Genomic DNA, 24,897 nt, shown 5'->3' with positions numbered 1-24,897 from the left:
CTCCGGCCACCGGCAGGCCGGGCGGCCGGGGGACGGTGCCCGTCCCTGCCCCGGTGCAGGCCGCCGTCGACCATTACATCGCAGCCGGCCGGGCAGCCCACCTGAGCGACGAAGTCCTGCTGGATGTGTTGCGCGGCAAGCTGGGGAGGGACGCAAGGTGACACGGACACCCAGCCTCCCGGTGTTGTCCCAGTAGACTTGAACCGTGAGCATCCCAACGCCTTATGAAGACCTCCTGCGCGATGTCCTGGCCTCCGGCACGCACAAATCGGACCGCACGGGCACCGGAACCACCAGCGTTTTCGGACGCCAGATCCGCTTTGATCTGGCCAAGGGATTCCCGCTGATCACCACCAAGCGGGTCCACTTCAAGTCCGTGGCCGTGGAGCTCCTGTGGTTCCTGCGCGGTGAGACCAACGTGAAGTGGATGCAGGACCAGGGCGTCACTATCTGGAACGAATGGGCCGATGCCGACGGCGACCTTGGGCCGGTCTACGGCGTCCAGTGGCGCAGCTGGCCCACCCCGGATGGCGGCCACATTGACCAGATCGCGGAGCTGATCGAGAACCTCAAGTCCAACCCGGACTCACGCCGGCACGTGGTGTCCGCCTGGAATGTCTCCGAACTGCAGGACATGGCACTGCCCCCGTGCCACGCCTTCTTCCAGTTCTACGTGGCGGACGGCAAGCTGTCCTGCCAGCTGTACCAGCGCTCCGCGGACATGTTCCTGGGCGTCCCCTTCAACATTGCCTCCTACGCACTGCTCACCTCCATGGTGGCCCAGCAGGTGGGCCTGGAGCCCGGTGAGTTCATCTGGACCGGCGGAGACGTCCACATCTACGAAAACCACATGGACCAGGTCCTCAAGCAGCTGGAGCGCGAGCCCTACGAGTACCCGCAGCTGAAGATCATCCGGAAACCCGAGTCAATCTTCGACTACACGCTGGAAGACTTCGACGTGGTGGATTACAAGCACCACCCCACCATCAAGGCGCCGATCGCAGTATGAGCACCGAAAACTCCACGGATCCACAGTCCTTCACCGAAGAGCTTGCCGCCTCGATCACCGGGGTGGGCCTCATTTGGGCGCAGACCCCGGACGGCGTCATCGGCAAGGACGGGGACATGCCCTGGCACCTTCCCGAAGACCTCAGGCACTTCACCCGGCTGACCACCGGGCACCCGGTCATCATGGGCCGGAAGACCTGGCTGTCCTTCCCCGACAAGTACCGTCCGCTCCCCGGGCGCACCAATATCGTCATTACCCGCCAGAAAAGCTGGGCCGATACGCCTGAGGCGGAGGGCGCCGTCGTGGTTCCTTCCCTGGACGACGCCCTGCTGGAATCGCAGTTCGTGGACGGCGGCGACACTGTCTGGATCCTCGGCGGCGGCGAGATTTTCCGCCAGTCAACGGAGCTGGCAAACGTCGCGGTGGTCACCACCATCGATGTGGAGGCCGACGGCGACACGTTCGCCCCCGAGCTTGGCACCAGTTGGGAGGCGGCCGCCTCCGTCCCTCCGGACGGCTGGCTGACGGCAGGGAACGGCACGCGCTACAGATTCACCAAATGGTCAAGGACTGAGGGCTAGGAATGTTGAAGAAACCGGAAACCCTCTTTGTGCTGGGCTACATGCTGCTCCCGCTCCTGGCCCTCCTTTCCGCAATTGTTGGGCTCACCATGATCCTGGGCGGCAACAAGATCGCAGGAGCCATCGTGCTGGTGGTGGTCACGCAGGTGTTCGCGTTCGGCGCCTTCTTCGCGCTGCGTGCGCGCAAGGCCGCCGTGCTGGAGGACTCCGACCGCAGGTAGCGCCTGCGATGGGGAGACCACCCCATCGCGCCCGTCCCGGGTTTGTTACTAGGCTGGGCCTGCAGCGTCAGGGACCGCTGTCAAAAAGATTGGGGGATGCCTGGTGGCAGGAAATTTGTGGGGCGCCGATGTTGACCAACTGCGCACGCTGGCACGGCAGTTCAGCAAGACGGCTGACCTGCTGCTGCAGCAGTCCACGCAGCTGAGCGGCCAGATCAACAACACCCCGGCCTGGAAGGGCCAGGACGCCGAGCACTTCCGTTCGGACTGGAACGGCAGCCACCGGGCACTCCTGCAGAAGACTGCGGCGCGCCTGAAGCAGGAATCAAAGCTCCTGCTCACCAACGCCGAGGAACAGGACAAGGCGAGCAGCACCGCCGGGCCTGGCGGGACCGGCGTGCCGGGACCGGGCGGACCCGGCACGGGTGTGCCGGGCAGCGTCGGCGGCCAGGGCACAGGCCGCCCGGGAGCAGCTAATCCGTGGGGACCGGACTGGCTCGCGGACCCGGACTCCCCGTTCCGCGACGGCTGGGACATCTACAACCTGACCAAGGCCTTCCCCAACCTCCGGGCTGGCCTGTTCGATCTTGGCGCTTTCATCGGCAAAGCGGACTCTGTCGCCGAATTCTTCTCCAAGGACTTCCGCGAGGTCGCCAGGGCATTCCAGGATTCGAACCTCCTGAGCCAGTACTTCAACACGTCCTCGGAATTGTTTGACGGCAGGTGGGATACAGCCCTGAACCTTGTCGACGGCGGCAAGGCCGCCACGTTCTTTGAGGTGGGTGGCAAAGTCCTCGGAGGAGTTGGCGTTGGCCTTGACCTGCTGGACACGGTCAACAACATCAGCGAAGGGGACGCCGGAGGTGCCGTTTACTCCGGCATTAAGGCAGGACTGGGCGTGGCAAGTTTCGCTCCGCCTCCGGTGGGGACGGCAGCCATGGTGGCCTCGGGCGCCCTCGCCATTTACGACAATGTTCCGGTCGTCAAGGAAACAGTGAACGCCATCGGAGGATCCATCGCCGACGGCGCCGAGGCAGCCTGGGAAGGCGCCAGCGACGCGGCCGACAAGGTCGGTGACTTCTTTGGGTTCTGAGTACACAACGAGAGGCATTGACGATGACTGAAACCCCAACGGAAACAACAGCCGTACCGGACGCGCTTGGTTTTGGCTTTGCTGAAATTGCCACCCTTGCCAGCCTCCGGGGCGGGGATGCCTCCGCATTGAGCGCCGAGGCACTGCGTGTGGACAGCTACCTGGACAACACCGACATGATCAGCGCCGGGGCCTCATCCCTCGTGGCCCGTGGCCTGGCAACAGCCGAGCCCGACGGGAAGCTCGCCGTTGCAGGTCCCACTGCTGCCGTTGCCACGGCGCTCTCGTCCGCCACCCGCCGGATGGAAATTTCGTTGCTCACCGCGGAGGGTGGTGACAGCGTCATCGGAGTCGAAAGCCCGGACATCCAGCTGCTCTTCCAGCCCCGCGCTTATTTCACATGGTGGGCCATGGCCCAACGCCCTGATGTTAGCGCCGCCGAAGCCAACCTGATGGTCATCAAGCAGCACCTGCGCGAGAACCCCGAGGGCGGCGCCACGTTGCGCCGCCGCGAGGACGCCACCGGCCAAACCCTCTATGTAAAGAAGGGTGAGGGATCGTGGACCGTCGGCACCTCCAGCCGCGGGCAGGAAGACATCTCCGAAACCACGGGGCTCGATGACGCCGCGCTCCTTGCCCAGATCCGCACCATCCGTCAGGACTGACATGACATTCGACCGTGACCGCGAACGCCGCAACGACGACGTGTATGCCGAACACAAGGCAGCCATCGCCCGGGGCGAAAAACGCGTCCTAAGAAAAACGGATACCGGTGAGCTGCACAGCTACTCCAGCGACGAAATAGGCTTTTCACCCGGCCGCGGACAGGTCCAGGTGAGGTCCTGGTGGGGCATGGGAATCCTTACAGCCGTTCTGGGGCTTTTGTTCCTTGCCTCCTGGGTGATCCTGCTCATGCCCTTGGCGCAGGGTGAGCCGCCGTTTTGGGCGGCACTTATCCTTGCTGCCTTGGCGGGGCTGGGCGGCTGGTACACCTTTGGGCTGGCCCGTGACGAGCACCGTGCCGCCCAGGTGCGTCAACAGCGGGGCGCCCCGGAACCGGGTGCAGGCCATGTGTCCCAATGACCACGGGTCTGTGGCCAAGGGTGCGGAGAAGGTACTCCAGCCGGCAGTGACGTAACCGACTGCGCGCTGCCGGAACGGAAGTCTAAACTGGACGAATGACTACAGCAGCTACCCCTTCCGTCGGCCTGGTCGGATGGCGCGGCATGGTCGGTTCCGTCCTCATGCAGCGCATGCAGGATGAGGGCGACTTCGCCAACATCAACCCGGTGTTTTTCTCCACTTCCAACGCTGGAGGTGCCGCGCCGTCTTTCGCTGGAACAGCAGGAGGCAGCGCCGGCAAGCTCGAGGACGCATTCGACGTCGATACCCTGGCGAAGCTGCCCATTATCGTCACCGCCCAGGGCGGGGACTACACCAAGCGCGTGCACACCGGGCTCCGCAGCCGCGGCTGGGACGGCCTCTGGATCGATGCCGCCTCCACCCTGCGCATGAACGACGATTCCATCATCGTGCTGGACCCCATCAACAGGGACGTCATTGACAAGGGCCTGGTCAACGGGACCAAGGACTTCATCGGCGGCAACTGCACCGTCTCATGCATGCTCATGGGCCTCGGCGGCCTGTTCAAGAACAACCTCGTGGAGTGGGGCACCTCCATGACCTACCAGGCGGCCTCCGGCGGCGGGGCACGGCACATGCGCGAGCTGCTCAGCCAGTTCGGCACGCTCAACGCCGAGGTCAGCACGGAACTGGACGATCCGGCGTCGGCCATCCTGGACATCGACCGCAAGGTCCTGGCCCACCAGCGCACCGGCATCGACGCCACCCAGTTCGGCGTGCCGCTGGCCGGATCGCTGATCCCCTGGATCGACGCGGACCTGGGCAACGGGCAGTCGAAGGAGGAATGGAAGGCCGGCGTCGAAACCAACAAGATCCTGGGCACCTCCGAGGAGAACCACGTGGTCATGGACGGTTTGTGCGTGCGCATCGGTGCCATGCGGTCCCACTCCCAGGCGCTGACGCTCAAGCTGCGCGAGGACCTCCCGGTCGCCGAGATCGAGAAGCTCCTGGCCGAGGACAACCAGTGGGCCAAGGTGGTTCCCAACACCAAGGAAGCCTCCATGGCGGACCTGACCCCGGTGGCGGCCTCCGGCACGCTGGACATCCCCGTGGGCCGCATCCGCAAGATGGAGATGGGTCCGGAGTACATCAGCGCCTTCACCGTGGGCGACCAGCTCCTTTGGGGCGCTGCCGAGCCGCTGCGCCGCATGCTCAACATCGCCACCGGGAACCTGTAACCCGTTTCGGCAGCGCTTCCGCGGTCCTGCCCCGCATGAACGGTCCTGCCCAGCACCGTTCGTGCGGGGCAGGGCCGTTCCTGTTGGCCCGGACGCTCTCTCATTTAATGCGGATTAAACCGAGACGCTCTTTCACTTGAGCAGTGAAAGTGAAAGAGCGATCGTGAAAAACCGGCATTAGGTGAGAGAGCGTCCCTGTCAGCGGTCCAGGAAGCTGAGGTAGCGCTTGGCTGCCCGGGCGAAGGCGGCCTGCGTGGCGGGGCCGAGGGGGCGGGTGTCGTCAAAGACTTCAGGCACGACGGCGGCACCCCGGCTGGTACCTTCGCGGGCCCAGGTGCCAATTACCTCTCCCCCGGCCACCAGGGTCTTTTTGAAAACGCCGTTCCCGCCGGGCACGATCCTGTCAAAGTGCTCCGGGGGCAGGACGGCTGTCCGGTCCTTGTATCCCAGCAGGAACTCATCAAACCCGGGCAGCAGCAGGACTGACCGGGCTCCCGGAACCCCGGCATCCAGCAGGGCGGCGGTCCCGGGTGACATCCAGTGCACGGCGTCCCCGAACCTGCGTTCCACAAGAAGCCCGCGGACTGGTTCGAACGCGGCCCGCACCTCCGTCAGCGGGAGCTGGGTCCACCACGCGAAATCCGCCAGGGTTGCCGGTCCGTGGCTGCGGAAGTACCGCAGCGCGAACTCGGCCAAGGCCTCCTGGCGCCCCATATTCCGCGACACCGGGATCCAGTCATCGAAGGCCACCAGCAGCTGTTGGTTTTTGGCCAGCGGCCCCTGCACCAGCCACGCGTGCCGGCACAGCGTCCCCAGGAGGTGGATGCCCCGCTGTCCCTGCGTCGGCTGCCCGGCGGCGTCGAACACCTGGAACAGTCCGGCACGGCTCACGGGACCGCCGGCGGCAATGTGCTCCAGCGCAATATCCCGGCACTTCTCAACGTCTGCCCACGTGATGCCCAGCTCCCGGTGGCGGGCCGCGATGCTTTTGGTGAGCCGTTCAGCCGTGAGGTCCAGCATCCAGCGCAGGTCCTCGGGGGCTACGAGATGCAGCGTGCCGCGCATGGGCCACGACCGGACCACGGCACCGGTGTCCAGGGCGGACCGGACGTCGCTGAGGCCGCATCCCGGCACCCGCACGCCCACGGCCCACATGGCGGCCTGCAGGTCCTGGGCCTGCATCGCCGTCATCCAGCGCACAGTTTCCGCAACCGATCCGACGCCGTCCGTTCCACCCGCAAGCCTTTGGGAGGCAAGCCTCAGCCTGCCTACGATCCTGCCGTCGGGACGGCCCATGCCAGCAGCCATGGCCCTATCTTAGGGCGCGCCACTGCCCGCCGGTCATAGACCGCTAGGGTAGAACCATGACTTTGGGGAGTTTGTGGCAGTTGCTCGCGCTTAAAACGAGGTGGTGGATGGCCGGCGGCACGGTCTGCGTCCTGGCAGGATCCGGCCTGGGGCTGCTCCAGTTCTCCACCTTCCTCGGAGATGGCCGGTCCGATCCCCTGCTGCTGCTCCCCTCGCTCGTCCTGAGCCTCGGCGGCGGCTATGCGGTGCTTTTCCCGGGCATCAGCGTCAGCCGCCAGGGAGTGAAGCTGTACCGGGACTGGCGGCACCACCCTCCCGCGGCAAAGGTCCTCTGGGTCCTGTCCCTCGCCGTCGCTATCGGCGGACTGGCGGCCTGCATCCTGTCAGGCCTCGCAAACCCGCTGTTGCCGGGCCAGCTGGTATGGCTTTTCACGGGGATCTACCTGGTGCTCGCCGGCTGGTCGTCCGCCCTGCTGGGCCAGGCGGCTGTGGTCCGCGCCAAGGCCCCAAGCATGGCGGGCGATCCTGCCGGTGCTACAGCTCCAGGCCGATAAGCAGCGGTTCCGGGTGCAGTTGGATGCCAAAGCGCTGTTCGACGCCGGCACGCACCTCGCGTGCCACGGCCACCACGTCCTGGGCGGTGGCTGAGCCGCGGTTGGTGATGGCGAGTGTGTGCTTGGTGGACAGGGAGGCCCGCCCGCCGCTGACGCTGCCTAGTTCCAGCCCGAAACCCTTGGCAAAGCCGGCCTGGTCGATCAGCCAGGCGGCGGACAGCTTCACCAGCCCGTCCTGGCCGGCAGGGTACCGGGGTGCGCCCTCCGGCAGGGCCGCAGCCACCTCGGCCGGAACGATGGGGTTGGTGAAGAAGGATCCCGTGGAGTACGTGTCCCGGTCCTGCGGGTCCCACACCATGCCCTTGGAGGCGCGCAGCCGGAGCACCTCGCGGCGCACATCGTTCGAGTACGCGCGCTTGCCCACCTCGACGCCAAGGGCACGGGCGAGTTCCGCGTAACGGATCGGCGCACTCATCCGGCCCAGGGGCAGCTGGAACTCCACGGTCAGCACCACGTACCGGGGTGAGCCGTTGACGGTGGTCTGCTTGAGGATGGAGTCCCGGTAGCCGAACTTCAGCTCCGAGTTCGTGAAGGTTTTTACTGCGTTCCGCTCCCGGTCCCACGTGCGCACTGCCGCGATGGTCTGGGAAACGTCGGCACCGTAGGCACCCACGTTCTGCACCGGCGTCGCACCCGTTGATCCGGGAATGCCGGCCAGGGCCTCCACCCCGGACCAAGCGTGGCGGACCGCGTGCTCCACCAGCTTGTCCCAGTTGTGCCCGGCCTGCACCACCACGGCCACGCCGCCGCAGGAGTCCTCCGCGTTGACGGTGAACCCCTGCGAGGCGACCTGGACCACGGTTCCGGGGAACCCGTCGTCGGAAATCAGCAGGTTGGAGCCGCCGGCGATGATCAGCAGCTGCTCCCCCGCGGCATCCGCCGCACGGACGGCGTCGATGATCTCAGCTTCGGTACCGGCCTTGATGAACTTGTGGGCAGGGCCCCCGACGGCGGCCGTGGTCAGCTGGGAGAGCAGGGTGGAAGTCACCTGTCCACCCTATCGGGAAAGTGTTCCCGGCTCCCCGGGCTATGCCAGTTTGACGACCGCCTGGGCCTTCATCAGGACCTTCTGGCCGGCGGCCATGACGGTGAGGTCCACCCGAGCGGTGTTCGCCTCGGCGTCGAGCTTTCCAATGATGCCGCTGACCTCGATGGTGGCGCCGGCGTCGGACGTGCCCGTGGTGTCGGTGACCAGGACGGGCTTGGTGAACCTGGTCTGGAAGTCGACGACGGCGGCCGGGTCGCCTGCCCAGTCGGTCACCAGCTGGACGGCGGAGCCCATGGTGAACATGCCGTGGGCGATGACGCCCGGCAGTTCCACACTGGTGGCAAAGGCCTCGTTCCAGTGGATGGGGTTGAAGTCGCCGGAGGCGCCGGCGTACTTGACCAGGTCGGTGCGCGTGACCTCGATGGTGCGGCTGCCGATCTCCTGGCCGGCGCTGAGTTCGTGGATGCTGAGGCTCATGGTTACTGTCCCTCTCCGCGGACCAGGATGGACGACGACGTGGTGGTGACGGGTTCGCGGGAGTCATCCGCGCCGAGGGCGAAGATTTCCGACCGGGTGGTGATCATCGCACCACCGCCCATGGCCCGGACGCCGTCCACGTGGAGCTCCGCGACGAGGCGGTCTCCGGCGAAAATCGGCCGGTGGTGGATGAAGCGCTGGTCTGCGTGGACCACGCGGGAGAAGTCGATGCCGGCTTCCGGATCCTCGATGAGCTGGGCGTCGGCACGCTGGGCCATGATGATGGCGAAGGTGGGCGGAGCCACCAGGTCGCCGTGGCCCAGGGCCTTGGCGGCGTCGACGTCGAAGTGTGCGGGGTGGGTGGCTTTCACGGCGCGGGCGAACTCGCGGATCTTCTCACGGCCAACGTCGTACACCTCTGCGGCAGGGTAGCTTCGGCCCTGCAGGTCCGGATTGATAGTCATGGCCTCAAGCCTATCGTTGCGCACCCGGCAGGGGGCTTGCTTAGCACTGATATGATGAATTTATCAATCCATCAATTCACTGGCGCCAGTCTATTGGTCTTCACTGTCACGTTGAGGAGCTTCCCATGCTGCCTTCCGCCCAGGCTCCGCTGTACGAGATCAAGGCCAACCTCTTCAAGGGGCTGGCGCATCCTGCAAGGATCCGCATCCTTGAGCTGCTGGCGGCGGCGCCACAGGAAACCGCAGCAGTGAGCTACCTCCTGGCGGAGACCAGGCTGGAAGCCTCGCACCTCTCCCAGCACCTGGCCACGTTGCGCAAGCACAAGGTGGTGACCTCCGTGCGTACCGCCAACGCCGTCACCTACCGGCTGGCGCACCCCGGGATTTCCCAACTCCTTGCCATCGCGCGGACGTTCCTCCTGGACACCCTTGCCGATTCAAACGAACAGCTCCGGCTGGCGCAGCAGCTGCCTGCAGAACACCTGGCCGGCGGGGCCGCCTCGTGAACCCGGGCGTCAGCACCGCCAGGCGGCACCCCAACCGGTTTCTGCCCTCGAAACTGGATTACGCGGGACTTGGAACATCGTGGCGGACCGACCTGCTGGCCGGCATCACGGTGGGCATTGTGGCCCTGCCGCTGGCCCTCGCGTTCGGCGTCAGCTCGGGAGTGGGTGCGGAGGCCGGGCTCATCACTGCGATCGTCGCCGGCCTGGTGGCAGCCGTGATGGGCGGATCACCCGTCCAGGTCTCCGGCCCCACCGGTGCCATGGTTGTGGTGCTGGCGCCCGTGGTGGCAGTCCACGGCGCCGGCAGCGTGGCCCCGTTGTCACTGATGGCGGGGCTGCTGGTCTGTGTCCTGGGATTCAGCGGCCTGGGCCGGGCGGTCGCCTTCATCCCATGGCCCGTGGTGGAAGGCTTCACCCTGGGGATCGCCGCCATTATCTTCCTGCAACAGGTTCCGCTCGCCACCGGAACGTCCGGCGTCCCGGGACACAACACCCTTGTCGCCGCCGTTGAAGCGGCGTCAGCCGCAACTCTTCCGACCGCCCTGCTGACACTCGCGGTGGTGGCGGGAGTCGCCGTCGTAATGGTCCTGGTGCAGAAGCTGCTCAGGGCCCTGCCGGCCAGCCTGATCGCGGTGCTCCTCGCCACGGCGGCCGCCGAGCTGTTCCGGCTGGACATCCCCAGGATCGGCCCCCTGCCGCATTCCCTGCCCGCTCCGGCGGTTCCCGCCTTTGACCCGGATCTGCTGGGCAGCCTGGCCATGCCCGCGGTGGCGATCGCCTGCCTTGCGGCCATCGAGTCGTTGCTGTCTGCCCGGGTTGCGGCAGGAATGACCGGGCCGGACGGCAGACCGAGTGGACCGTACAGCCCGGACCGGGAGCTGACAGGCCAGGGCCTGGCGTCAATCGCTGCGGGCCTCTTCGGCGGCATGCCCGCCACGGGGGCCATCGCACGGACAGCCGTGAACGTCAGGTCCGGTGCAAAAACCCGCCTGGCTGCCGCTGTCCACGCCGTGGTGCTGCTGGCGATTGTCTACCTCGCCTCAGGAATGGTCAGCCGGATTCCGCTGGCAGCCCTCGGCGGGGTCCTGATGGTCACTGCGGTGCGGATGGTGTCCCGGCGGACCGTCGCGGCGATCCTCCGCTCCACCAGGTCCGACGCCGCCGTCTTCATCCTGACGGCGGCCATCACGGTGGCGTTCGACCTGATCATTGCCATCCAGATAGGGCTCGCGGCGGCGGCCCTCTTTGCCCTGCGCACGTTCGCCTCGCTGAGCAGCGTGCAGCGGGAGGAGATCCCCGGACCGCGCGCCGAGGGTGACGAGCACATAGCCGTCCTCCGGCTGGACGGGGCCATGTTCTTCGGCGCCGCCGAACGGATCCTGCAGGAGATCAGCCAGGTTAAGGACGTCCAGGTGGCCATCATCAGGCTTTCCCAGCTGCGGATGCTCGACGCCACGGGCGCGCATGCACTGGTGGAGGTGGTCTCCGCGCTCGAGCTCCGGGGCATCACCGTACTACTCAAGGGTGTCCGGCCGGACCACCTGCAGCTGGTGACGAACGTGGGAGTGATCCGGTCCCTGCGGCACCACAAGCACCTCTTCGAGCACCTCGGGGACGCGGTGGAACACGCCCGCAGCCACGTCCGCCGGAACGCCGCCTACCGCTTGTAGCCTTTCCTGATCGCCTGGCCGCGGACCACAATCCCGGCGATGTGCAGGACCAGGCCCAGGCCGATTACCGGAAGGGACGCCGTCGCGAGTCCTGAGTTGCCGCTGGTGTTGCCTACCAGGTTGAGGATAATTCCGACGGCGATCAGGCCCATCGCACTGAAAACCAGGACTTTGTAGCGGGTTGGCGCGGTGGCCCAGAATTCGTTCAGCACCCTGCCAGTCTACCGGGGGCCGCACGGGCAGCTGCAGGCTGGTCGCCGGGACGCAGGCTCAGAACAGCGCCTCCTGGACGGCAGGCACCTCGGAAGTGAACTGGCCCAGTTCGATGCTCCGGCCCTTGAGCTGGCCGAGATCCACCACGAACTCCAGCCCGGTGCCATCGATGGTCGCCAGGGCGAAGCTGCCGCACAGTGAAGTAATGGTGAAGCCGTGGGAGCCGGCCGCGAGGGCGTGCGGATACAGGTGCCGGCGGCTCGCGGAACAAAGCGGGCCGGCCAGGTCCGGCCTGCTCCAGGCCTCCTCCACCACGTGGAATCCTTCAGCGCCGGACCGCGAGACTACTCCGCGGGCGGAAGCGGCGAGGGCCGCGTTATGGCCTCTGAGCCAGCCTGCCGGGGCCGGGGAAGCCAGCGCCGCAGCCTTGGCTGCGGACCGGACCTGCTGCGGAAGCCCCGCCTCGCGCGTGACCAGGTCCTCGAGGATCCGCACCACGCGGCCGTCTGCGGCGTGGGCAACATAGCCCGCCGCCACGGCTCCCTGCTCCGCGAGGCGTTGCCATTTGCGGAGCTCCGCCGCAGTGCCCACCTTGCTGGCGCCCTTGGCGAAGGTGGCAACGTAGAGCCAGTGGGGCTGCATCAGGTAGCTGCGCAGCCCGGGCGGGACCCGGCCGCCCCGGTGGAAGTCGTGGATGAGCCGGGAGTCGTCCACCACGAAACACCGCTCGCACTGGTGTCCGCGGACTGCGGAGGCCCGCCTGGCGCAGAGGACGTGGTCCCGGTGGGCGGGGCCGTGCACCACATGGTGGCCGAGGCAGTGCTTCCCCTCGCCGGCGAGCCGGAAGCCCAGTCGCGTCCCGGCGTCGAGCGTTACCTCGCGGAAGGTGCCGTCCGGCGCCTGGAGGCGGAGGTACGGGCTCGGACCGGCACTTCCGCCCGCTGCCGCCTCAGGAGGCGCAGGCCAAGAGACCCCGTGGACCAGATAACGGGTATCGGTCACGGGGTCTCCTGAAGTGAAAGCGTGTGGACTACAGCGCCGGCTGCACCCCAAAGGCTACCGCGAGCTTCATGATCTTTTCGGCGCGGCCCAGGCGGGGCAGGTCGGAGCCGTCACGGATAACGCGGCCGTTGGCCTCGAAGTCCGCCATGAAGTCCGTGGCCCAGGCGACGTCCGAGGGCGTGGGGCTGATGACCTCGTTGATGACGGGGGTCTGGTCGATGGCCAGGCAGAGCTTGCCGGTCATGCCCATCATCACGGTGATGCCCGTCTGCTCGCGCAGGATGGGGTGGTTGGTGCCCACGGTGGGCCCGTCGATGGGGCCGGGAAGGTTGCCCACGCGGCTGGCGACGACGAGCTTGGCGCGGGGGTAGGCCATGGCCTCGGGCGTGGCTGCCATGCCCGTGTCGCGGCGGAAGTCGCCGGAACCGAACGCCAGGCGGAAGGCGCCCTGTGCCTTGGCGATGTTGTTTGCTTCCTCGATGCCCAGCGCAGACTCCACCAGCGGGATGACCGGCGTCTTGCCGTCCATCCGGTGGAAGCTCTCCGTCACCTGGTCGGCGGACTCGGTCTTGGCCAGCATGACACCCAGGAGCCCCGGCGTGCCGCGGAGGCCTGCCAGGTCATCAGCCCAGAAACGGCTGGTGGCGTCATTGATCCGGACCCAGGCCTTGCCGCCGGCGGTCAGCCAGTCAACCACGTTGTTCCGTGCGTGGTCCTTCTGCGACGGGTCCACGGCATCTTCAATATCCAGGATGATCGAGTCAGCACGCGACACCGCGGACTGATCGAACAGCTCTGTCTTCATGGCATTGACCAGAAGCCAGGAACGGGCGATTTCTGCTGGGATATTGCGTTCCGGCCTTACGGTCTCGGTGGCGATGGTAGACGTCATGTATCTACCGTATCCGCCCCGCAACCCCGACGCCGAAGAAAATGGCCTGCTTGTGGGGATCAATACGAACTAAACCCCATATGACCGGACCTTGCCGGAAAGTAGGTAGCAGCAGGTGTCGTTTTGAGCGCTCAAAACGACACCTGCTGCGACTTAGTTGGGATGGGTCAGGGGATGTTGCTGCCCCGTGCCGTCACCCAGAGCCGGTACCAGTCAACCCGGGTCATCTCCCGGGCCACGCGGGCAGCGTCAGCACACGCACGGATCCGTTCCGGATTGACGGTCCCGATCACCGGCGCGATGCCCGCCGGATGCTTCATCAGCCATCCCAGCAGGACGGACTCCCCGGAGCTGCCGTACTCCCCCGCCAGCCGTGCCACGAGCTCGGCGGTGGCGGCATCGGCCGATGCCGGGCTTTCCGGTTCCGCCCCCGTGTACAGGCCGCGCGCCAGCGAACCGTAGGCCTGCAGCGTGATGGAGTTGCGCACGCAGTACTCAAGGGTGCCGTGCGGGAAGCTGTAGTCCAGGTGCTCGGCGTGGTTGACCAGCACCTGGCTTTCCAGCCAGGCACGCTTGAGCAGGCTCATCTCCAGCTGGTTCGCCACCACCGGGGTTTCCAGCCGGTCCTGCAGCGCCTCGATCTGCGACCCGGACATGTTGGACACGCCCAGTTGCCGGACCTTGCCCTCCGCCATCAGCTGCCCGACGGCGGCGGCCACCTCCGCCGGGTCCGTCAACGGGTCCGGCCGGTGGAGCAGGAGGATGTCCACATAGTCGGTCCGCAGCCGATGCAGGCTTCCGTTGACCCGCTCCAGGATGGCATCCCGGCTGAGGTCATAATGCGTCTGCAGCCCGCGCTCGTTCAGCCGGATGCCGCATTTGGTCTGCAGCCTGATGCGGCCGCGCAGCCCCGGCTCAGCGGCCAGGACCTCGCCAAACACGGCCTCCGACTTGCCGCTGCGGTAGATGTCCGCATGGTCGAACAAGGTGATCCCGGCATCAAGCGCGGCCCCGACGGCGGCCGCAGCCTGGTCCACATGTTCAGTGCCATGCGGCTCGTCGGACTAGCTGCCGCCCAGGCCCATGCAGCCATAAATGAGTTCCTGCATCAGGCAGGCCGCCCTTCCGGGACGGGTACAGGCATCAGCGCAGCCATGCGGTGGTGTTCCCGGGCAGCCTGCCGTCTTCCAGCGGTGCGCTGCTGACAAGCACGGTCCCTTCGGGAAGGTCGACGGCGGTGTCCCCGAAGTTGGTCACGGACTGCCAGCCGCCCGGGCGGCGGAAGTGCAGGACCTCAGGGTTGGCGTTCTCCACCCATTCCAGGTCCTCATCCGCCTGGAGCTCGTGGCGCAGCCTCAGGGCGGTGCGGTACAGCTCCAACGTGGAGCCTTCGGTGCCGTCCTGCGCCTCCACGGCGTACTTGCTGAACCAGTCCGGCTGCGGCAGGTGCGCGCCGCCGTCGCCAAAACCGAAGGAGGTGCCTTCCACCTTCCAGGGCAGGGGCACGCGGCAGCCGTCCCGGCCAATCTCCACTCCCCTGTTCCGGAAGAAGGAGGGGTCCTGGCGTTCGGATTCGGGGATCTCCGCCACTTCCTGCAGGCCCAGTTCCTCACCCTGATACAGGTAGGCGGAGCCCGGAACCGCCAGCATCAGGAGCGTTGCGGCGCGCGCCCGGCGTTCACCGAGCTCCACGTCCAGCTGTTCCTTGGGGCCGCCGGCAAGCAGCCACTCCTTGCCGTCCTGGCCCTTGGCCCCCGCCTTGCTCTTGGAAACCTGCGGCAGGCCGTAGCGGGTGGCGTGCCGGACAACGTCGTGGTTGGAGAACACCCAGGTGGAGGAGGCGCCGGTGGCGGCGGCCTCGGCCAGGTTGCGGGTGATGATCTCGCGGAACTCGTCGGCGTCGAAATCGGCCTGCAGGAGGTCGAAATTGAAGGCCTGGCCGAGCCCCTCCGGGCTGGCGTAGCGGGCGCGGCGGGTGGCATGCACCCAGGCTTCGGCCACGGCGGTGCGCGGCGGGTTGTACTCGTTGAAGACCTCACGCCACTCGGCGTACACCTCGTGGACCTCGTCGCGGTCCCAGAACGGGTGCGTCCCGTCGTGGAAACCGTCCACACCGGTGTTGGCGGCGCTCAGTTCCAGCTTGGACAGCAGCGGCTCGGTGAGGTCCTTGGTGAGGGCGTGCGCCACGTCCACCCGGAAGCCGTCCACGCCGCGGTCGGACCAGAAGCGCAGGGTCTTGAGGAAGTCGTCGCGGACCTCGCGGTTGGACCAGTTCAGGTCCGGCTGCTCCTTGGCGAAGATGTGCATGTACCACTGGCCGGGGCTGCCGTCGGGTTCGGTGATGCGCTCCCAGGCGGGGCCGCCGAAGACGGAGTCCCAGTCCGACGGCGGGAATTCGCCGTTGGGGCCCTTGCCGTCACGGAAGATGTATCGGTCCCGGGCGGGCGAGCCCTTGGGCGAGGCCAGCGCTTCCTTGAACCACTCGTGGCGGTTTGAGGAGTGGTTGGGGACGATGTCCGCGATGAGCTTGATGCCGGCCCCGTGCAGCGCTTTGGCCATCTCGTCGAAGTCATCCAGGGTGCCCAGCTTGGGATCGACGTCGCGGTAGTCATCCACGTCGTAGCCGCCGTCTGCGAGCGCCGAGGGGTAGAACGGGCTCAGCCACACGGCGTCGATACCCAGGGACTTCAGGTACGGCACCTTGGACGTAATGCCCTTGAGGTCGCCGATGCCGTCTCCGTTGGAATCGGCAAAACTGCGCGGGTAGATCTGGTAGACAGCTGCCTGCCGCCACCAGTTCGGATCGGACAGGTGGCCGGAATCGGACAGGGTTGCCAGGGTGGCGGTGGTGCTCACAACACTCCTTTTATTTAGTATCTAAATTTTCTAGTGACCAGTATGTTCCGGCCGGGCGGGGAAGGTCAACAGTCCGCTAGCTGCCCCAACCGGACGCCGCATCAGGCCCTGAGCCAGGCTGTTGATTCTCCCGGGAGCTTGCCGCCTTGGAACCCTCCGCTGGAGATCAGGACCTTGCCGTCAGGAAGTTCGACGGCGGCCGTACCGAAGTTCGCCACGACGTGCCAGCCGCCCGGGCGAACGAAGTGCAGCACCTGTTCATCTCCGCTGCCGCTCCATTCCAGGGTCTCGGCACCCTGGAGTTCGTGGCGCAGGGCCAAGGCCTGGCGGTAGAAGTTCAGGGTTGAGGTGTCGCTGGCTTCCTGGCTGCTGGCTGCATATTCGGCGAACCAGTCCGGCTGGGGCAGGTGGGCACCGTTGGCACCGAAGCCGAAGGATGGTCCCGAGGGTTCCCAGGGCAAAGGCACGCGGCAGCCGTCCCGGCCCAGGCCGTCGTACTCCGCGCCGCGGAAGAATGACGGGTCCTGGCGCCGGCCAGCGGGAATGTCAGCCACCTCGTGCAGGCCCAGTTCCTCCCCCTGGTAGAGGTACGCGGAGCCGGGAAGGGCGAGCATCAGCAACGTGGCGGCCTTGGCGCGGCGGAGGCCCCCTTCCACGTCCAGTTTTTCGCGGGGACCACCCGCTTTGACCCAGTCCACCCCCGGCTTCCCCGGCCGCCCGTTGAGCGGTTCTAGACCGTAACGGGTGGCGTGGCGGGTGACGTCGTGGTTCGAAAAGACCCAGGTGGTGGTGGACCCGGTGAGACGTGCCTGGTCGAGGTTGTCCGTGATGATGGTGCGGAACTGGGCGGCGTTGAAGTCAGCCAGGAGCAGATCGAAGCTGAAAGCCTGGCCCAGTCCTTCAGGGGAGGCGTACTTGGCGCGCCGCTCGGCGGTTTCCACCCACGCCTCCGCCACGGCAAACCGCGGCGGGTCATACTCGTTGAATACCTTGCGCCATTCTGCGTAGATCTCATGGACTTCATCGCGGTCCATGAGCGGGTGCGTCCCGGAGGCGCGGTCCATCGCGTCCAGTTCCTGCTTGCTGGGAAGCTCGGCGGGGAGGTCCTTGACCAGAAGGTTGGCCACGTCCACGCGGAAGCCGTCAACGCCGCGGTCAGCCCAGAAACGCAACGTCGTGAGGAAGTCCGCACGGACCTCGGGGTTGTCCCAGTTCCAGTCCGGCTGCTCGGGAGTGAAGGTGTGCAGGTACCACTGGCCGTCGTCCACCCGGGACCAGGCCGGGCCGCCGAAAGCGGCTGTCCAGTCCGACGGCGGCAGTTCGCCGTGCTCGCCCTTCCCGTCCCTGAAGTGGTACCGCTGCCGGGCCGGTGACCCCTTGGGCGCGGCCAGGGCTTCCAGGAACCAGGCGTGCCGGTTGGAGGAGTGGTTCGGAACAATGTCCACGATCACTTTGATACCGGCGGCGTGCAGGGCCGCGGCCATTGCATCGAAATCTGCCAGGCTGCCGATCTTGGGATCGACGTCGCGGTAGTCATCAACGTCGTAGCCGCCGTCAGCCAGGGCCGAGGGATAAAACGGGCTCAGCCAGACGGCGTCGATCCCCAGGTCCTTCAAGTACGGCACCTTCGCAGTGATGCCCTTGAGGTCCCCAATCCCGTCTCCGTTTGAGTCGGCGAAGCTGCGTGGATAGATCTGGTAAACCGCGGCCTGGCGCCACCAGTTGGTGGCGTCCGCGGGTCCGTTGTCGGCATGGTGCGTCTGGCTGGCGAGGATGGACAAGCGGTTTCCCCTTTCCGGGGGTTTAGTGATGGCTTACAGTCTGGCTGCGATTAGCCCTTGACGGCACCCTGTGTGACGCCGGCCATGACCCACCGCTGGGTAAAGAGGTAAGCCACGATGGCCGGTGCCATGGCCATCAGATAGGACGCAAAGGACACGTGGTAGTTGTTGCTGAACTGGGTCTGGAACAGGTTCTGCCGGACTGGAAGGGTTTGCAGTGCCGGGTCGGAGATGATCAGGGAAGGCATCATGAAGTCGTTCCAGGCGTAAAGGAAGGCAAAAATTCCGACCGTGGCGCTCATCGGCGCCAGCAGGGGGAAGATCAGTTGCCAGAAGGTCTGCCAGGTGGTGGCGCCGTCAATGCGGGCGCTCTCTTCCAGTTCCATGGGGATGGACCGCAGGAACGCCGTGAACAGCAACACGCTGAAGCTCAACTGGAACATAGTGGCGAGCAGGATGACGCCCAGCGGGTTGTCCAGGCCCAGGCGGCCGGTCATCTGGATTTGCGGCAGGGCTACGACCGGAAACGGGATGAACATCGCTGCGAGCAGGTAGTAGAAGGAGTACCGGAAGAGCCTGCGTTCCCAGTTGCGCACTATCGCATACGAGGCGAATGCGGCCAGCACGATCGTCGCTGCGACGGTCCCGGCCGTGACCAGCAGCGACATTGCGGCGCCGACGGGGAAGTTCGTCAAAGTCCACGCCTGGACAAAGCCGTCGATGCTGAACGGTGCAGGGAAGGAGAAGGCGTTGCCGTCCACAGCCTGCCCCTGGGTTTTCAAAGCCATGGACACGGTCACGTAGAGCGGGAGCAGAACCGTGACGGCACAAAGGACCAGGATGATGGTCCCCGGCCAGTTCACCCGCTCGACCTTTATACCTGGGCGTCGTCGTCCGCTCCCGGCGGGGACTGGTTCGGTGCGGTGGAGTTCCTCGGCGGTGAGGGTGGATGGTGTGGTCATTAGAGTGTGTTCCGTCCGCGAGTCAGCGAAAGCTGCAGGAGAGAGATGAGGACAGCGACGACGAAGAAGATCGTGGCGTTGGCCATCTGGTAGGCGTAGTCGCCGCCGTTGAAGCCGGCGATGACGGTCATCGCGATGCTTCTTGTTGAGGTTCCCGGGCCGCCGTTCGTGAGTCCGACGATGATGTCGTACGCGTTGAGGAAGCCCTTGAAGCCGAGGATGATGTTGATGACCACATAGCCGGCCACGAGCGGAGCGGTGATCTTCAGGAGCTGCTGGAACTTGCTGGCGCCGTCGATCTCCGCAGCCTCATACACGTCCCCCGGGATTGAGACGAGGCCGGCGATATAGATCAGCAGCGCCCCGGGCACGGCCTGCCAGGCGGTGACCACAACAATGGCGATCCATGCAAGGTCGGGGTTTGCCAGGAGGCTCGTCTCCAGCCAGGAGATTCCTGCCGCCGCACCTGCAGAGGGCAGCGAATTTGAGAACAGGAAATTGAAAACGTAGGCGATGATGATGCCGGAGACCACCATGGGGATAACAAAGATGGTTCGCAGGGCTGTCTTCATGCGGATCTGCGAAGTGAGCCCCACGGCGAGGAGGAAGGCGATGACGTTCACCACAAGCACGGTGACGATAGAGAAGCCGAAGGTGAACAGATAGCTCTGCAGAATGGCTGGATCGCTGAAAATTGCAATGTAGTTGGTCAGGCCTGCGAACTCCCAGTCGCCGATTCCGATGGAATCCGTGAAGCTGAAGAAGATGCCAACGAGGCCTGGAACCGTGATCGCCAGCGTAAAGAGAACGAGGCTTGGCAGGAGGAAAAAGTAGAAGATCGGTTCGACCCTCCGCCTGCTGCGGCTTTCGGGGCGTCCCTGCCCGCGTCTGGTTGCTGTGGTGGTGGACATGTGTCTGGCTCCCTTGTTCTGGGCTACTGGCGAAACGCCAGGCGCGCCCAGTCTGCGTCGAGTGTTCGGAAGGTGGCTGCAGGATCTGCGCCCAACACGAGCGCCTGGGTGTAGTTCATGATGGGGATGGTGCGCGGTACCAGCACCGACGGTCCCTGATAGACAGAGCCCTTGTCGTAGTACTCCACCATCCCCTCGATACGCGGGTCCGGGGCTGCGTCCGCATCGGTGGTGGGCGTGAAGCCCAGCTGCGACTTGTTGTACGCCTCGATGATTTCCGGCTGGTAGAGATACTCCAGGAAGGCGCGCGCAGCCTCCTTGTGCTTGGATTCCTCCGGAATCCACGCCGCGAGATCGACGTTGACCCGCACGCGCAGGTCCTCGGGGTTCTCCGTCATCGGCAGTGGAAAGGTTCCGAGCTGGAGATCGGGCGCAGTCTTCGCGATCTCGCTGAACGCCCACGGGCCCTGCAGGTACATGGCTGCTTTGCCCTGGGAAAACGCGAGGTTCCCGTCGCCGTAGCCGCGGCTCGCGGCGTCCTTATTGACGTAGGTGCCCGCCAGTTTCAGCATCTTCTCGACAGGCTGTTCAAAGTCTTTTTGAAATGACGCCGGCGAGTCGGGTCCGACGTCCGTGCCGGCTTCGGCAAGCTTGTCAAAGAAGTCGAGGGTGTCCAGCTGGCCGCCCACAGAGTAGTCAAACCATCCCTGGGCCACCGTCCAGTCGTCCTTCCACGTGGCGTAGAACGGCGTCACACCCGCGGCTTTCAGCGCGTCACACGCTGCGAGCAGCTCACTCCAGGTCTCTGGCACCTCAATTCCGTGGGCGGCGAAGATCTCCTTGTTGTAAATCACGGAGGACGCCATGACCGAGTACGGCAGGGCGCTGGTCCGGTCCGGGTACGAACCGTACTGGTCCATCAGTGGCTGCAGGTCCTTCCGGACCCGGGTGGCAGCCTGGGTTCCGGACAGGTCACTCAGCGCACCGCGCTGCACGAACCTGGCCGTTTCCATGTTGTAGTTCGCGAGTGCGATGTCCGGCGGGTTGCCCCGGACGAAGCTCGCTGAAACGACGTCGACCCCGGAAGTGTCCAGAATGACCTCGGTGCTGTCCTGCGAGGCGTTGTAATCGGCCACCAGCTTGGTCATGAAGCCTATTGCTTCCCGCTTGCTGAACGTGAACCGGATGGTCTCCTTGCCGGAGTCTCCCGTGCAGCCTGAGAGGAGGCCGGCGAGCAGTGCCAGGCATAGGCCCAGCACTGCGGTACGTAGTGTGCGCGTCAATTTCAAAGACACCCTCGTCCTTTCGTGGTGCGGCAGAACGCCGCATGGCGGCGGGGACGGCTGATACTTCGCCGCAGAGTTTATATAGGGCGTAAATTTAGCTCCTATCGTTAGTATGCGCGGGTGTAGGCCACACCGTCAAGCACTGGGGCGAATGTTTCCTCGGCTATATTTATGACCTAAATTTAGAATCGCCTTCACGTCCTGTGAGCAGGCCAGAATGGGAGCGCCCAATGAGGACTGAGACTGCACCGTCAACGCAGTTGGTGCGTAGGGTCAACGCCAGTGCGATGCTCAAGGCAATGCGCGGGGCCGGCATCATGACGGGCACGGACCTCATGGCGGCCACCGGGCTTTCCCGGGCCACGGTGATCTCGATTTGTGATGAGCTGGTCCGGCTCGGTTGGCTCCGGGAAATGGAAACCCAACGGGGCGCGGAGGGATATATCAAAGGCAGGCCGGCGCGCAGGTTCGTTTTCGACGACCGCGCGGCCAGCGTCCTGGGCATCGATATTGGGGCCAACAAGATCACCACCATCGTCGCCGACATGGGGGGAAACGCCCTCGCCAGGGTAACCACGCCCTTCCGGGCCTTCAACGTAAGCGCTGACGAGCGCGCCGATGTCCTGGACCGGATTGCCGCGGAGGCCCTGGAGAAGGCGGCAGTGTCCGCGGACTCTGTCCTGGCTGTAACGGTTGGAGTCGCCGCCCCGGTAAGTCGCGACGGCGAAGTCCTCACGGTTCAGGAATTCTGGAAGTCGTTCGATGTCCGCCGGCATGTCTCCGAGAGGCACGGCTGGCACGTGCTCCTGGAAAACGATGCCAATCTGGCGGCACTGGCTGAACGCTGGCGGGGCACGGCCCAGGGCGTCGACAACCTCGTCGTTATGCTCACCGGGGGCCGTCTAGGCGCCGGCATCCTGGAATCAGGCCGTCTGCTGCACGGGCAGCTTGGCGGCTTTGGCGAGCTGGGATACCTGGACAATGTCGAAGGTGTCGGCGACACCCTCGGCATCGCGCACTATGTAGCGCTTTGGGGCCAGGAAGCGCTCGCCTCAAGCGCCGACACGCAGCTGCGTGAGCTGTGTGGCAACGGCCCGGACCGCCTCACGGCCGAGATGGTCTTTGCCGCAGCCAAGAACGGCGACCACGTCGCACAGGACGTCCTCAACCGGATGGCACAGCGCATGGCCCGTGTCATCGGTTCCGTGAGCACCCTGGCAAACCCGGAGCTCGTCGTCCTCGCGGGAGGCGTCGCAGCCTCTGCGCGCGCGCTCATTCCCTTCATCGAGGAGCAGCTGCCGAAGTTTACCTTCACTCCGCCCCGGGTGGAGGCCTCCTCCCTTGGAGACGGCATCGTTTCAATCGGAGCTATCCGCCTAGCCCTGGATTACGTCGAAGAGCACGCACTGGACCTGTATCCCGCTTCGTTCCCGAAGCCCGCCCAGCCCGTTTCCTAGAAGAGCCTCACCTTACGCGGGCGGCTGCAGTGCGGCGGCGATAGGCAGGCTGCCGTCACAGAACTCGATGGTCCTGCCCGCGGTCTCCGGCATTTCCAGGACTGCCGCGGCGACGCTTGCGGTGTTGCTGCGGGAGGTTTCGCGGCTGCCCTCCGGTGACGGGTCGACGTCGATCAGGCCGCTCCCCGGCTTGTCCGTCAAGGCTCCGGGGCCCAGGATGGTCCACGCCAGGCCCGTGGTGCGCAGGTAATCGTCGGCAGCGGCCTTGGCCTCGGCGTAGGCATAGAAGCTGTTGCTTTCCGGCACGCCATGGTTCCTGCCGGCTCCGAGGTAGGAAACCATCACGTAGCGCCCCACCCCGGCCTCCGCTGCGGCATCCATCGACCGGATCGCGGCGTCACGGTCCACCGCGTACGTCCGCGCCGGGTCCCCGCCACCCGCGCCTGCGGACCAGACCACGGCGTCGTGGCCTTTCAGCGCAACGGCGATCTCCGCCGTCGTCGCATTTTCCACGTCAAGGACCGACGGCGTTGCGCCGGTTTGCGCAACGTCGCCGGCATGGTCCGGGTTGCGGATGAACGAGGTGACACTGTGCCCCTCGTCCGTGAGGAGGCTGGACAGGTGCAGGGCCACTTTGCCATGGCCGCCGATGATTGCGATTCGGGTCATGGCCCTATTCTGCTCCCCCGGCCCGCCGATGCCACGCCACCGGCGCGTCGGCGGCGGCCGGCGTCAGCCCGCGATGCGGTAGCGCAGGTACATGACGCCGTTCCCGAACCGCCGCTCGTCCAGGAGTTCGAGCCGGAGGTTTAGGCCGTCCGGAAGGAAACGCAGGCCGCCACCTACGGCCACCGGGTTGAGGAAGATCCGGCATTCGTCCACCAGCCCGGCCCGGAGCGCAGCGGCGGCAAGGGTCGCGCCACCCACGCCGATACTGCCGCTGGCATCCGCTTTCAAATCCCTGACCATGGCGGGATCGAAGGAGCGCCGGACTGTCGTCCGCGGAGCGGGTGGTTCCTCCAGGGTTTTCGAGAAGACAATCTTGTCCGCCGCCCGCCAGATCCGTCCGTAGTCCTGGATCACAGGCGGGTCGTCCGGCCCTCCCAGCGTTTCCCACACGGACATGACGCCGTACATGCGCCGCCCCAGAAGGTAGGTCCCGGCGTCGCGCTCCAGATCGTTGACAAAGGCGTGGACTTCCTCATCGGGCGCGCTCCAGTCGAAGTTGCCGTCGCTGTCCGCCAGGTAGCCGTCCAGGGATGCGATTCCGGTGTAGATCAGGTCAGCCATTGGCCCATTCTGCCTGCGCCTGCGGCATTGCGTAAGAGCTGCCACGCTGGTTCCGGGCGGCGCTAGGCAGTGCCGGATGTCCGCCGGTCACGGACGAGGAGCTGCTGGGCCATTGTCCAGAGGTTGGTGACCGTCCAATAGACGAGCACCCCGATTGGAAAGAGGATGCCGCCCAGGCCAAACACAACCGGCAGGATGTACAGGATCAGCTTTTGCTGCCTCATATACGGGCTTTCCGGGGCGCCGGCGGCGTCGCTTCTTGCCATGGTCCGCTTTTGCGCGATGAACTGGGCCGCGATCATCACCAGGATCATCAGGAGGGTCAGGACAGCCACGGCAGTCTGGTTGCCATCGCCTCCGTGCAGCACCGACGCGGACAGCGGTGCGTCGAAGATCCTGGACTGATCGAACTGCAGCACCTGGGCATGGGACATCGCGCCGATCCCCTGCTCCTGCCGGGCCCTCGTGCTGATGCCGGAGAGGACCTGGAACAGGGCCAGGAAGAACGGCACCTGGACCAGCATTGGAAGGCAGGCCGAGAACGGGTTGGTGCCGTGCTTCCCGTACAACGCCATCTGCTCCTCGGCCATGGCCTGGCGGGATAACGCGTTGGTTTTACCCTTGTACTTTTCCTGAAGCTCCTTCAGGTCCGGCTGCAGTAGCCGCATCCGGCGCTGGGCATCGAGCTGTTTCAGGAACACCGGGATCAGTGCCGCCCGGATCACCAGCACCAGCCCAATAATGGACAACGTCCAGGTCCAGCCGTCTTCTGGGGGCATTCCGATGGCACCCAGGGCATCGTGGAAGCCAACCATAACCACGGACACGAGCCATCTGAACGGAACCATGATTTCGTCAAGAATGTCCACGCACTTTCCCCCAACCTCAGTCGCCGCAAAGCTACGGCGAAACGGGGAAGTTGTCACGCACGTGAGGGCGGGGCCGGCCAAGGCCGCCGGCCCCGCCCAGGACCTTCAGCTGAATCCAGCCCCGAG

27 protein-coding genes are annotated in these 24,897 nt (G+C 65.7%); 11 read left to right on the top strand and 16 right to left on the bottom strand.

What is annotated here, in order from left to right; all coding sequences use genetic code 11:
- Positions 1-205: 205 nt before the first annotated feature.
- From ACKAE7_RS10600 to asd, 7 genes are all read left to right on the top strand, one after another.
- Positions 206-1,009, top strand: a complete 804-nt coding sequence (locus ACKAE7_RS10600) for a thymidylate synthase (RefSeq protein WP_408979124.1) — start codon at positions 206-208, stop codon at positions 1,007-1,009.
- The gene (locus ACKAE7_RS10595; protein ID WP_104184360.1) at positions 1,006-1,590 is read left to right on the top strand and encodes a dihydrofolate reductase; all 585 of its coding nucleotides are present in this window, start codon (positions 1,006-1,008) and stop codon (positions 1,588-1,590) included. Before ACKAE7_RS10600 ends, ACKAE7_RS10595 begins: the two co-directional genes overlap by 4 nt.
- 2 nt (positions 1,591-1,592) lie before the next feature.
- Positions 1,593-1,811, top strand: a complete 219-nt coding sequence (locus tag ACKAE7_RS10590; RefSeq protein WP_104184361.1) for an NF038396 family protein — start codon at positions 1,593-1,595, stop codon at positions 1,809-1,811.
- A 103-nt stretch (positions 1,812-1,914) separates the two neighbouring features.
- Positions 1,915-2,904: a hypothetical protein gene (locus ACKAE7_RS10585; RefSeq protein ID WP_321201316.1), complete on the top strand. Its 990-nt coding sequence runs from the start codon at positions 1,915-1,917 to the stop codon at positions 2,902-2,904.
- A 23-nt stretch (positions 2,905-2,927) separates the two neighbouring features.
- The gene (locus ACKAE7_RS10580) at positions 2,928-3,569 is read left to right on the top strand and encodes a hypothetical protein (protein ID WP_408979123.1); all 642 of its coding nucleotides are present in this window, start codon (positions 2,928-2,930) and stop codon (positions 3,567-3,569) included.
- A gap of 1 nt (position 3,570) precedes the next feature.
- Positions 3,571-3,987, top strand: coding sequence for a hypothetical protein (locus ACKAE7_RS10575; protein WP_190609629.1), 417 nt, complete (start codon positions 3,571-3,573; stop codon positions 3,985-3,987).
- 95 nt (positions 3,988-4,082) lie between these two features.
- Positions 4,083-5,225 carry an aspartate-semialdehyde dehydrogenase gene (asd, locus tag ACKAE7_RS10570; protein WP_188809582.1) on the top strand — a complete coding sequence of 381 codons (1,143 nt, stop codon included), beginning with the start codon at positions 4,083-4,085 and terminating at the stop codon, positions 5,223-5,225.
- A gap of 198 nt (positions 5,226-5,423) precedes the next feature.
- On the opposite strand, the gene ACKAE7_RS10565 is transcribed toward asd, so the two are convergent.
- The gene (locus ACKAE7_RS10565; RefSeq protein WP_408979122.1) at positions 5,424-6,533 is read right to left on the bottom strand and encodes a winged helix DNA-binding domain-containing protein; all 1,110 of its coding nucleotides are present in this window, start codon (positions 6,531-6,533) and stop codon (positions 5,424-5,426) included.
- Positions 6,534-6,589: 56 nt separating this feature from the next.
- Between ACKAE7_RS10565 and ACKAE7_RS10560 the strand changes: the two genes are divergently transcribed.
- On the top strand, positions 6,590-7,087 hold the full coding sequence (locus tag ACKAE7_RS10560) for a hypothetical protein (RefSeq protein ID WP_408979121.1): 498 nt from the start codon (positions 6,590-6,592) through the stop codon (positions 7,085-7,087).
- Here ACKAE7_RS10560 and ACKAE7_RS10555 read toward each other — a convergent pair.
- Genes ACKAE7_RS10555 through ACKAE7_RS10545 form a run of 3 tightly spaced genes read right to left on the bottom strand, consistent with a single transcriptional unit; the run spans position 7,068 to position 9,076 of the window.
- On the bottom strand, positions 7,068-8,135 hold the full coding sequence (locus ACKAE7_RS10555; protein ID WP_188809579.1) for a UDP-N-acetylmuramate dehydrogenase: 1,068 nt from the start codon (positions 8,133-8,135) through the stop codon (positions 7,068-7,070). The two genes, ACKAE7_RS10560 and ACKAE7_RS10555, sit on opposite strands and share 20 nt — an antisense overlap.
- A gap of 39 nt (positions 8,136-8,174) precedes the next feature.
- Positions 8,175-8,612: a MaoC family dehydratase gene (locus ACKAE7_RS10550; protein WP_188727387.1), complete on the bottom strand. Its 438-nt coding sequence runs from the start codon at positions 8,610-8,612 to the stop codon at positions 8,175-8,177.
- Between the two features lie 2 nt (positions 8,613-8,614).
- Entirely contained in the window at positions 8,615-9,076 is a 462-nt protein-coding gene (locus ACKAE7_RS10545) for a MaoC family dehydratase N-terminal domain-containing protein (RefSeq protein ID WP_408979120.1), read from the bottom strand.
- 125 nt (positions 9,077-9,201) lie between these two features.
- Between ACKAE7_RS10545 and ACKAE7_RS10540 the strand changes: the two genes are divergently transcribed.
- A complete protein-coding gene (locus tag ACKAE7_RS10540; protein ID WP_408979119.1) occupies positions 9,202-9,582 on the top strand; it encodes an ArsR/SmtB family transcription factor in 381 nt (126 codons plus the stop codon).
- A complete protein-coding gene (locus ACKAE7_RS10535; RefSeq protein WP_408979118.1) occupies positions 9,579-11,252 on the top strand; it encodes a SulP family inorganic anion transporter in 1,674 nt (557 codons plus the stop codon). The genes ACKAE7_RS10540 and ACKAE7_RS10535 overlap by 4 nt, the downstream gene beginning before the upstream one ends.
- Here ACKAE7_RS10535 and ACKAE7_RS10530 read toward each other — a convergent pair.
- The 9 genes from ACKAE7_RS10530 to ACKAE7_RS10490 all read right to left on the bottom strand — a co-directional run bounded on the left by ACKAE7_RS10530 (position 11,240) and on the right by ACKAE7_RS10490 (position 21,164).
- Positions 11,240-11,464, bottom strand: a complete 225-nt coding sequence (locus tag ACKAE7_RS10530; RefSeq protein ID WP_174176805.1) for a DUF3188 domain-containing protein — start codon at positions 11,462-11,464, stop codon at positions 11,240-11,242. The two genes, ACKAE7_RS10535 and ACKAE7_RS10530, sit on opposite strands and share 13 nt — an antisense overlap.
- Positions 11,465-11,522: 58 nt before the next feature.
- Positions 11,523-12,467 carry a DUF2797 domain-containing protein gene (locus ACKAE7_RS10525; RefSeq protein WP_408979117.1) on the bottom strand — a complete coding sequence of 315 codons (945 nt, stop codon included), beginning with the start codon at positions 12,465-12,467 and terminating at the stop codon, positions 11,523-11,525.
- Positions 12,468-12,495: 28 nt separating this feature from the next.
- A complete protein-coding gene (locus ACKAE7_RS10520) occupies positions 12,496-13,359 on the bottom strand; it encodes a CoA ester lyase (protein ID WP_066278004.1) in 864 nt (287 codons plus the stop codon).
- Between the two features lie 167 nt (positions 13,360-13,526).
- Entirely contained in the window at positions 13,527-14,396 is an 870-nt protein-coding gene (locus tag ACKAE7_RS10515; RefSeq protein ID WP_408979116.1) for an aldo/keto reductase family oxidoreductase, read from the bottom strand.
- A 106-nt stretch (positions 14,397-14,502) separates the two neighbouring features.
- A complete protein-coding gene (locus ACKAE7_RS10510) occupies positions 14,503-16,215 on the bottom strand; it encodes an alpha-amylase family glycosyl hydrolase (protein WP_190609575.1) in 1,713 nt (570 codons plus the stop codon).
- Positions 16,216-16,316: 101 nt separating this feature from the next.
- Positions 16,317-17,996, bottom strand: a complete 1,680-nt coding sequence (locus ACKAE7_RS10505) for a glycoside hydrolase family 13 protein (protein ID WP_408979115.1) — start codon at positions 17,994-17,996, stop codon at positions 16,317-16,319.
- Between the two features lie 50 nt (positions 17,997-18,046).
- Positions 18,047-18,958, bottom strand: coding sequence for a carbohydrate ABC transporter permease (locus ACKAE7_RS10500; RefSeq protein ID WP_408979114.1), 912 nt, complete (start codon positions 18,956-18,958; stop codon positions 18,047-18,049).
- Positions 18,958-19,869 (bottom strand): carbohydrate ABC transporter permease, encoded by a 912-nt coding sequence (locus ACKAE7_RS10495; protein WP_174176814.1) that lies wholly within the window; start codon positions 19,867-19,869, stop codon positions 18,958-18,960. Before ACKAE7_RS10495 ends, ACKAE7_RS10500 begins: the two co-directional genes overlap by 1 nt.
- Before the next feature lie 23 nt (positions 19,870-19,892).
- Complete coding sequence (locus ACKAE7_RS10490; RefSeq protein WP_408979113.1) at positions 19,893-21,164, bottom strand: ABC transporter substrate-binding protein; 1,272 nt, start codon at positions 21,162-21,164, stop codon at positions 19,893-19,895.
- A 221-nt stretch (positions 21,165-21,385) separates the two neighbouring features.
- On the opposite strand from ACKAE7_RS10490, the gene ACKAE7_RS10485 reads away from it, so the two are divergent.
- Positions 21,386-22,612, top strand: coding sequence for an ROK family protein (locus ACKAE7_RS10485; protein ID WP_408979112.1), 1,227 nt, complete (start codon positions 21,386-21,388; stop codon positions 22,610-22,612).
- 12 nt (positions 22,613-22,624) lie between these two features.
- Here ACKAE7_RS10485 and ACKAE7_RS10480 read toward each other — a convergent pair whose 3' ends face one another.
- From ACKAE7_RS10480 to yidC, 3 genes are all read right to left on the bottom strand, one after another.
- Positions 22,625-23,281, bottom strand: a complete 657-nt coding sequence (locus tag ACKAE7_RS10480) for an SDR family oxidoreductase (protein WP_408979111.1) — start codon at positions 23,279-23,281, stop codon at positions 22,625-22,627.
- Positions 23,282-23,344: 63 nt separating this feature from the next.
- On the bottom strand, positions 23,345-23,902 hold the full coding sequence (locus tag ACKAE7_RS10475) for a dihydrofolate reductase family protein (RefSeq protein ID WP_408979110.1): 558 nt from the start codon (positions 23,900-23,902) through the stop codon (positions 23,345-23,347).
- A 62-nt stretch (positions 23,903-23,964) separates the two neighbouring features.
- Positions 23,965-24,771 carry a membrane protein insertase YidC gene (gene yidC, locus ACKAE7_RS10470; RefSeq protein ID WP_408979109.1) on the bottom strand — a complete coding sequence of 269 codons (807 nt, stop codon included), beginning with the start codon at positions 24,769-24,771 and terminating at the stop codon, positions 23,965-23,967.
- Positions 24,772-24,897: the final 126 nt, after the last annotated feature.

It is taken from the genome of Pseudarthrobacter sp. NKDBFgelt (assembly GCF_046097905.1).
Classification (GTDB): Bacteria; Actinomycetota; Actinomycetes; order Actinomycetales; family Micrococcaceae; genus Arthrobacter; species Arthrobacter polychromogenes.
The sequence above is the reverse complement of the archived record's forward strand: the minus strand, read 5'-3'. Positions and strand labels throughout refer to the sequence as shown.

Bases quoted from the DNA above. Each gene is read 5' to 3' on its own strand.
- ACKAE7_RS10595 (WP_104184360.1), top strand. From the start codon at position 1,006: ATGAGCACCGAAAACTCCACGGATCCACAGTCCTTCACCGAAGAGCTT.
- ACKAE7_RS10590 (WP_104184361.1), top strand. From the start codon at position 1,593: ATGTTGAAGAAACCGGAAACCCTCTTTGTGCTGGGCTACATGCTGCTC.
- ACKAE7_RS10580 (WP_408979123.1), top strand. From the start codon at position 2,928: ATGACTGAAACCCCAACGGAAACAACAGCCGTACCGGACGCGCTTGGT.
- ACKAE7_RS10575 (WP_190609629.1), top strand. From the start codon at position 3,571: ATGACATTCGACCGTGACCGCGAACGCCGCAACGACGACGTGTATGCC.
- asd (WP_188809582.1), top strand. From the start codon at position 4,083: ATGACTACAGCAGCTACCCCTTCCGTCGGCCTGGTCGGATGGCGCGGC.
- ACKAE7_RS10565 (WP_408979122.1), bottom strand. From the start codon at position 6,533: ATGGCTGCTGGCATGGGCCGTCCCGACGGCAGGATCGTAGGCAGGCTG.
- ACKAE7_RS10560 (WP_408979121.1), top strand. From the start codon at position 6,590: ATGACTTTGGGGAGTTTGTGGCAGTTGCTCGCGCTTAAAACGAGGTGG.
- ACKAE7_RS10550 (WP_188727387.1), bottom strand. From the start codon at position 8,612: ATGAGCCTCAGCATCCACGAACTCAGCGCCGGCCAGGAGATCGGCAGC.
- ACKAE7_RS10545 (WP_408979120.1), bottom strand. From the start codon at position 9,076: ATGACTATCAATCCGGACCTGCAGGGCCGAAGCTACCCTGCCGCAGAG.
- ACKAE7_RS10540 (WP_408979119.1), top strand. From the start codon at position 9,202: ATGCTGCCTTCCGCCCAGGCTCCGCTGTACGAGATCAAGGCCAACCTC.
- ACKAE7_RS10520 (WP_066278004.1), bottom strand. From the start codon at position 13,359: ATGACGTCTACCATCGCCACCGAGACCGTAAGGCCGGAACGCAATATC.
- ACKAE7_RS10500 (WP_408979114.1), bottom strand. From the start codon at position 18,958: ATGACCACACCATCCACCCTCACCGCCGAGGAACTCCACCGCACCGAA.
- ACKAE7_RS10495 (WP_174176814.1), bottom strand. From the start codon at position 19,869: ATGTCCACCACCACAGCAACCAGACGCGGGCAGGGACGCCCCGAAAGC.
- ACKAE7_RS10485 (WP_408979112.1), top strand. From the start codon at position 21,386: ATGAGGACTGAGACTGCACCGTCAACGCAGTTGGTGCGTAGGGTCAAC.
- ACKAE7_RS10480 (WP_408979111.1), bottom strand. From the start codon at position 23,281: ATGACCCGAATCGCAATCATCGGCGGCCATGGCAAAGTGGCCCTGCAC.
- ACKAE7_RS10475 (WP_408979110.1), bottom strand. From the start codon at position 23,902: ATGGCTGACCTGATCTACACCGGAATCGCATCCCTGGACGGCTACCTG.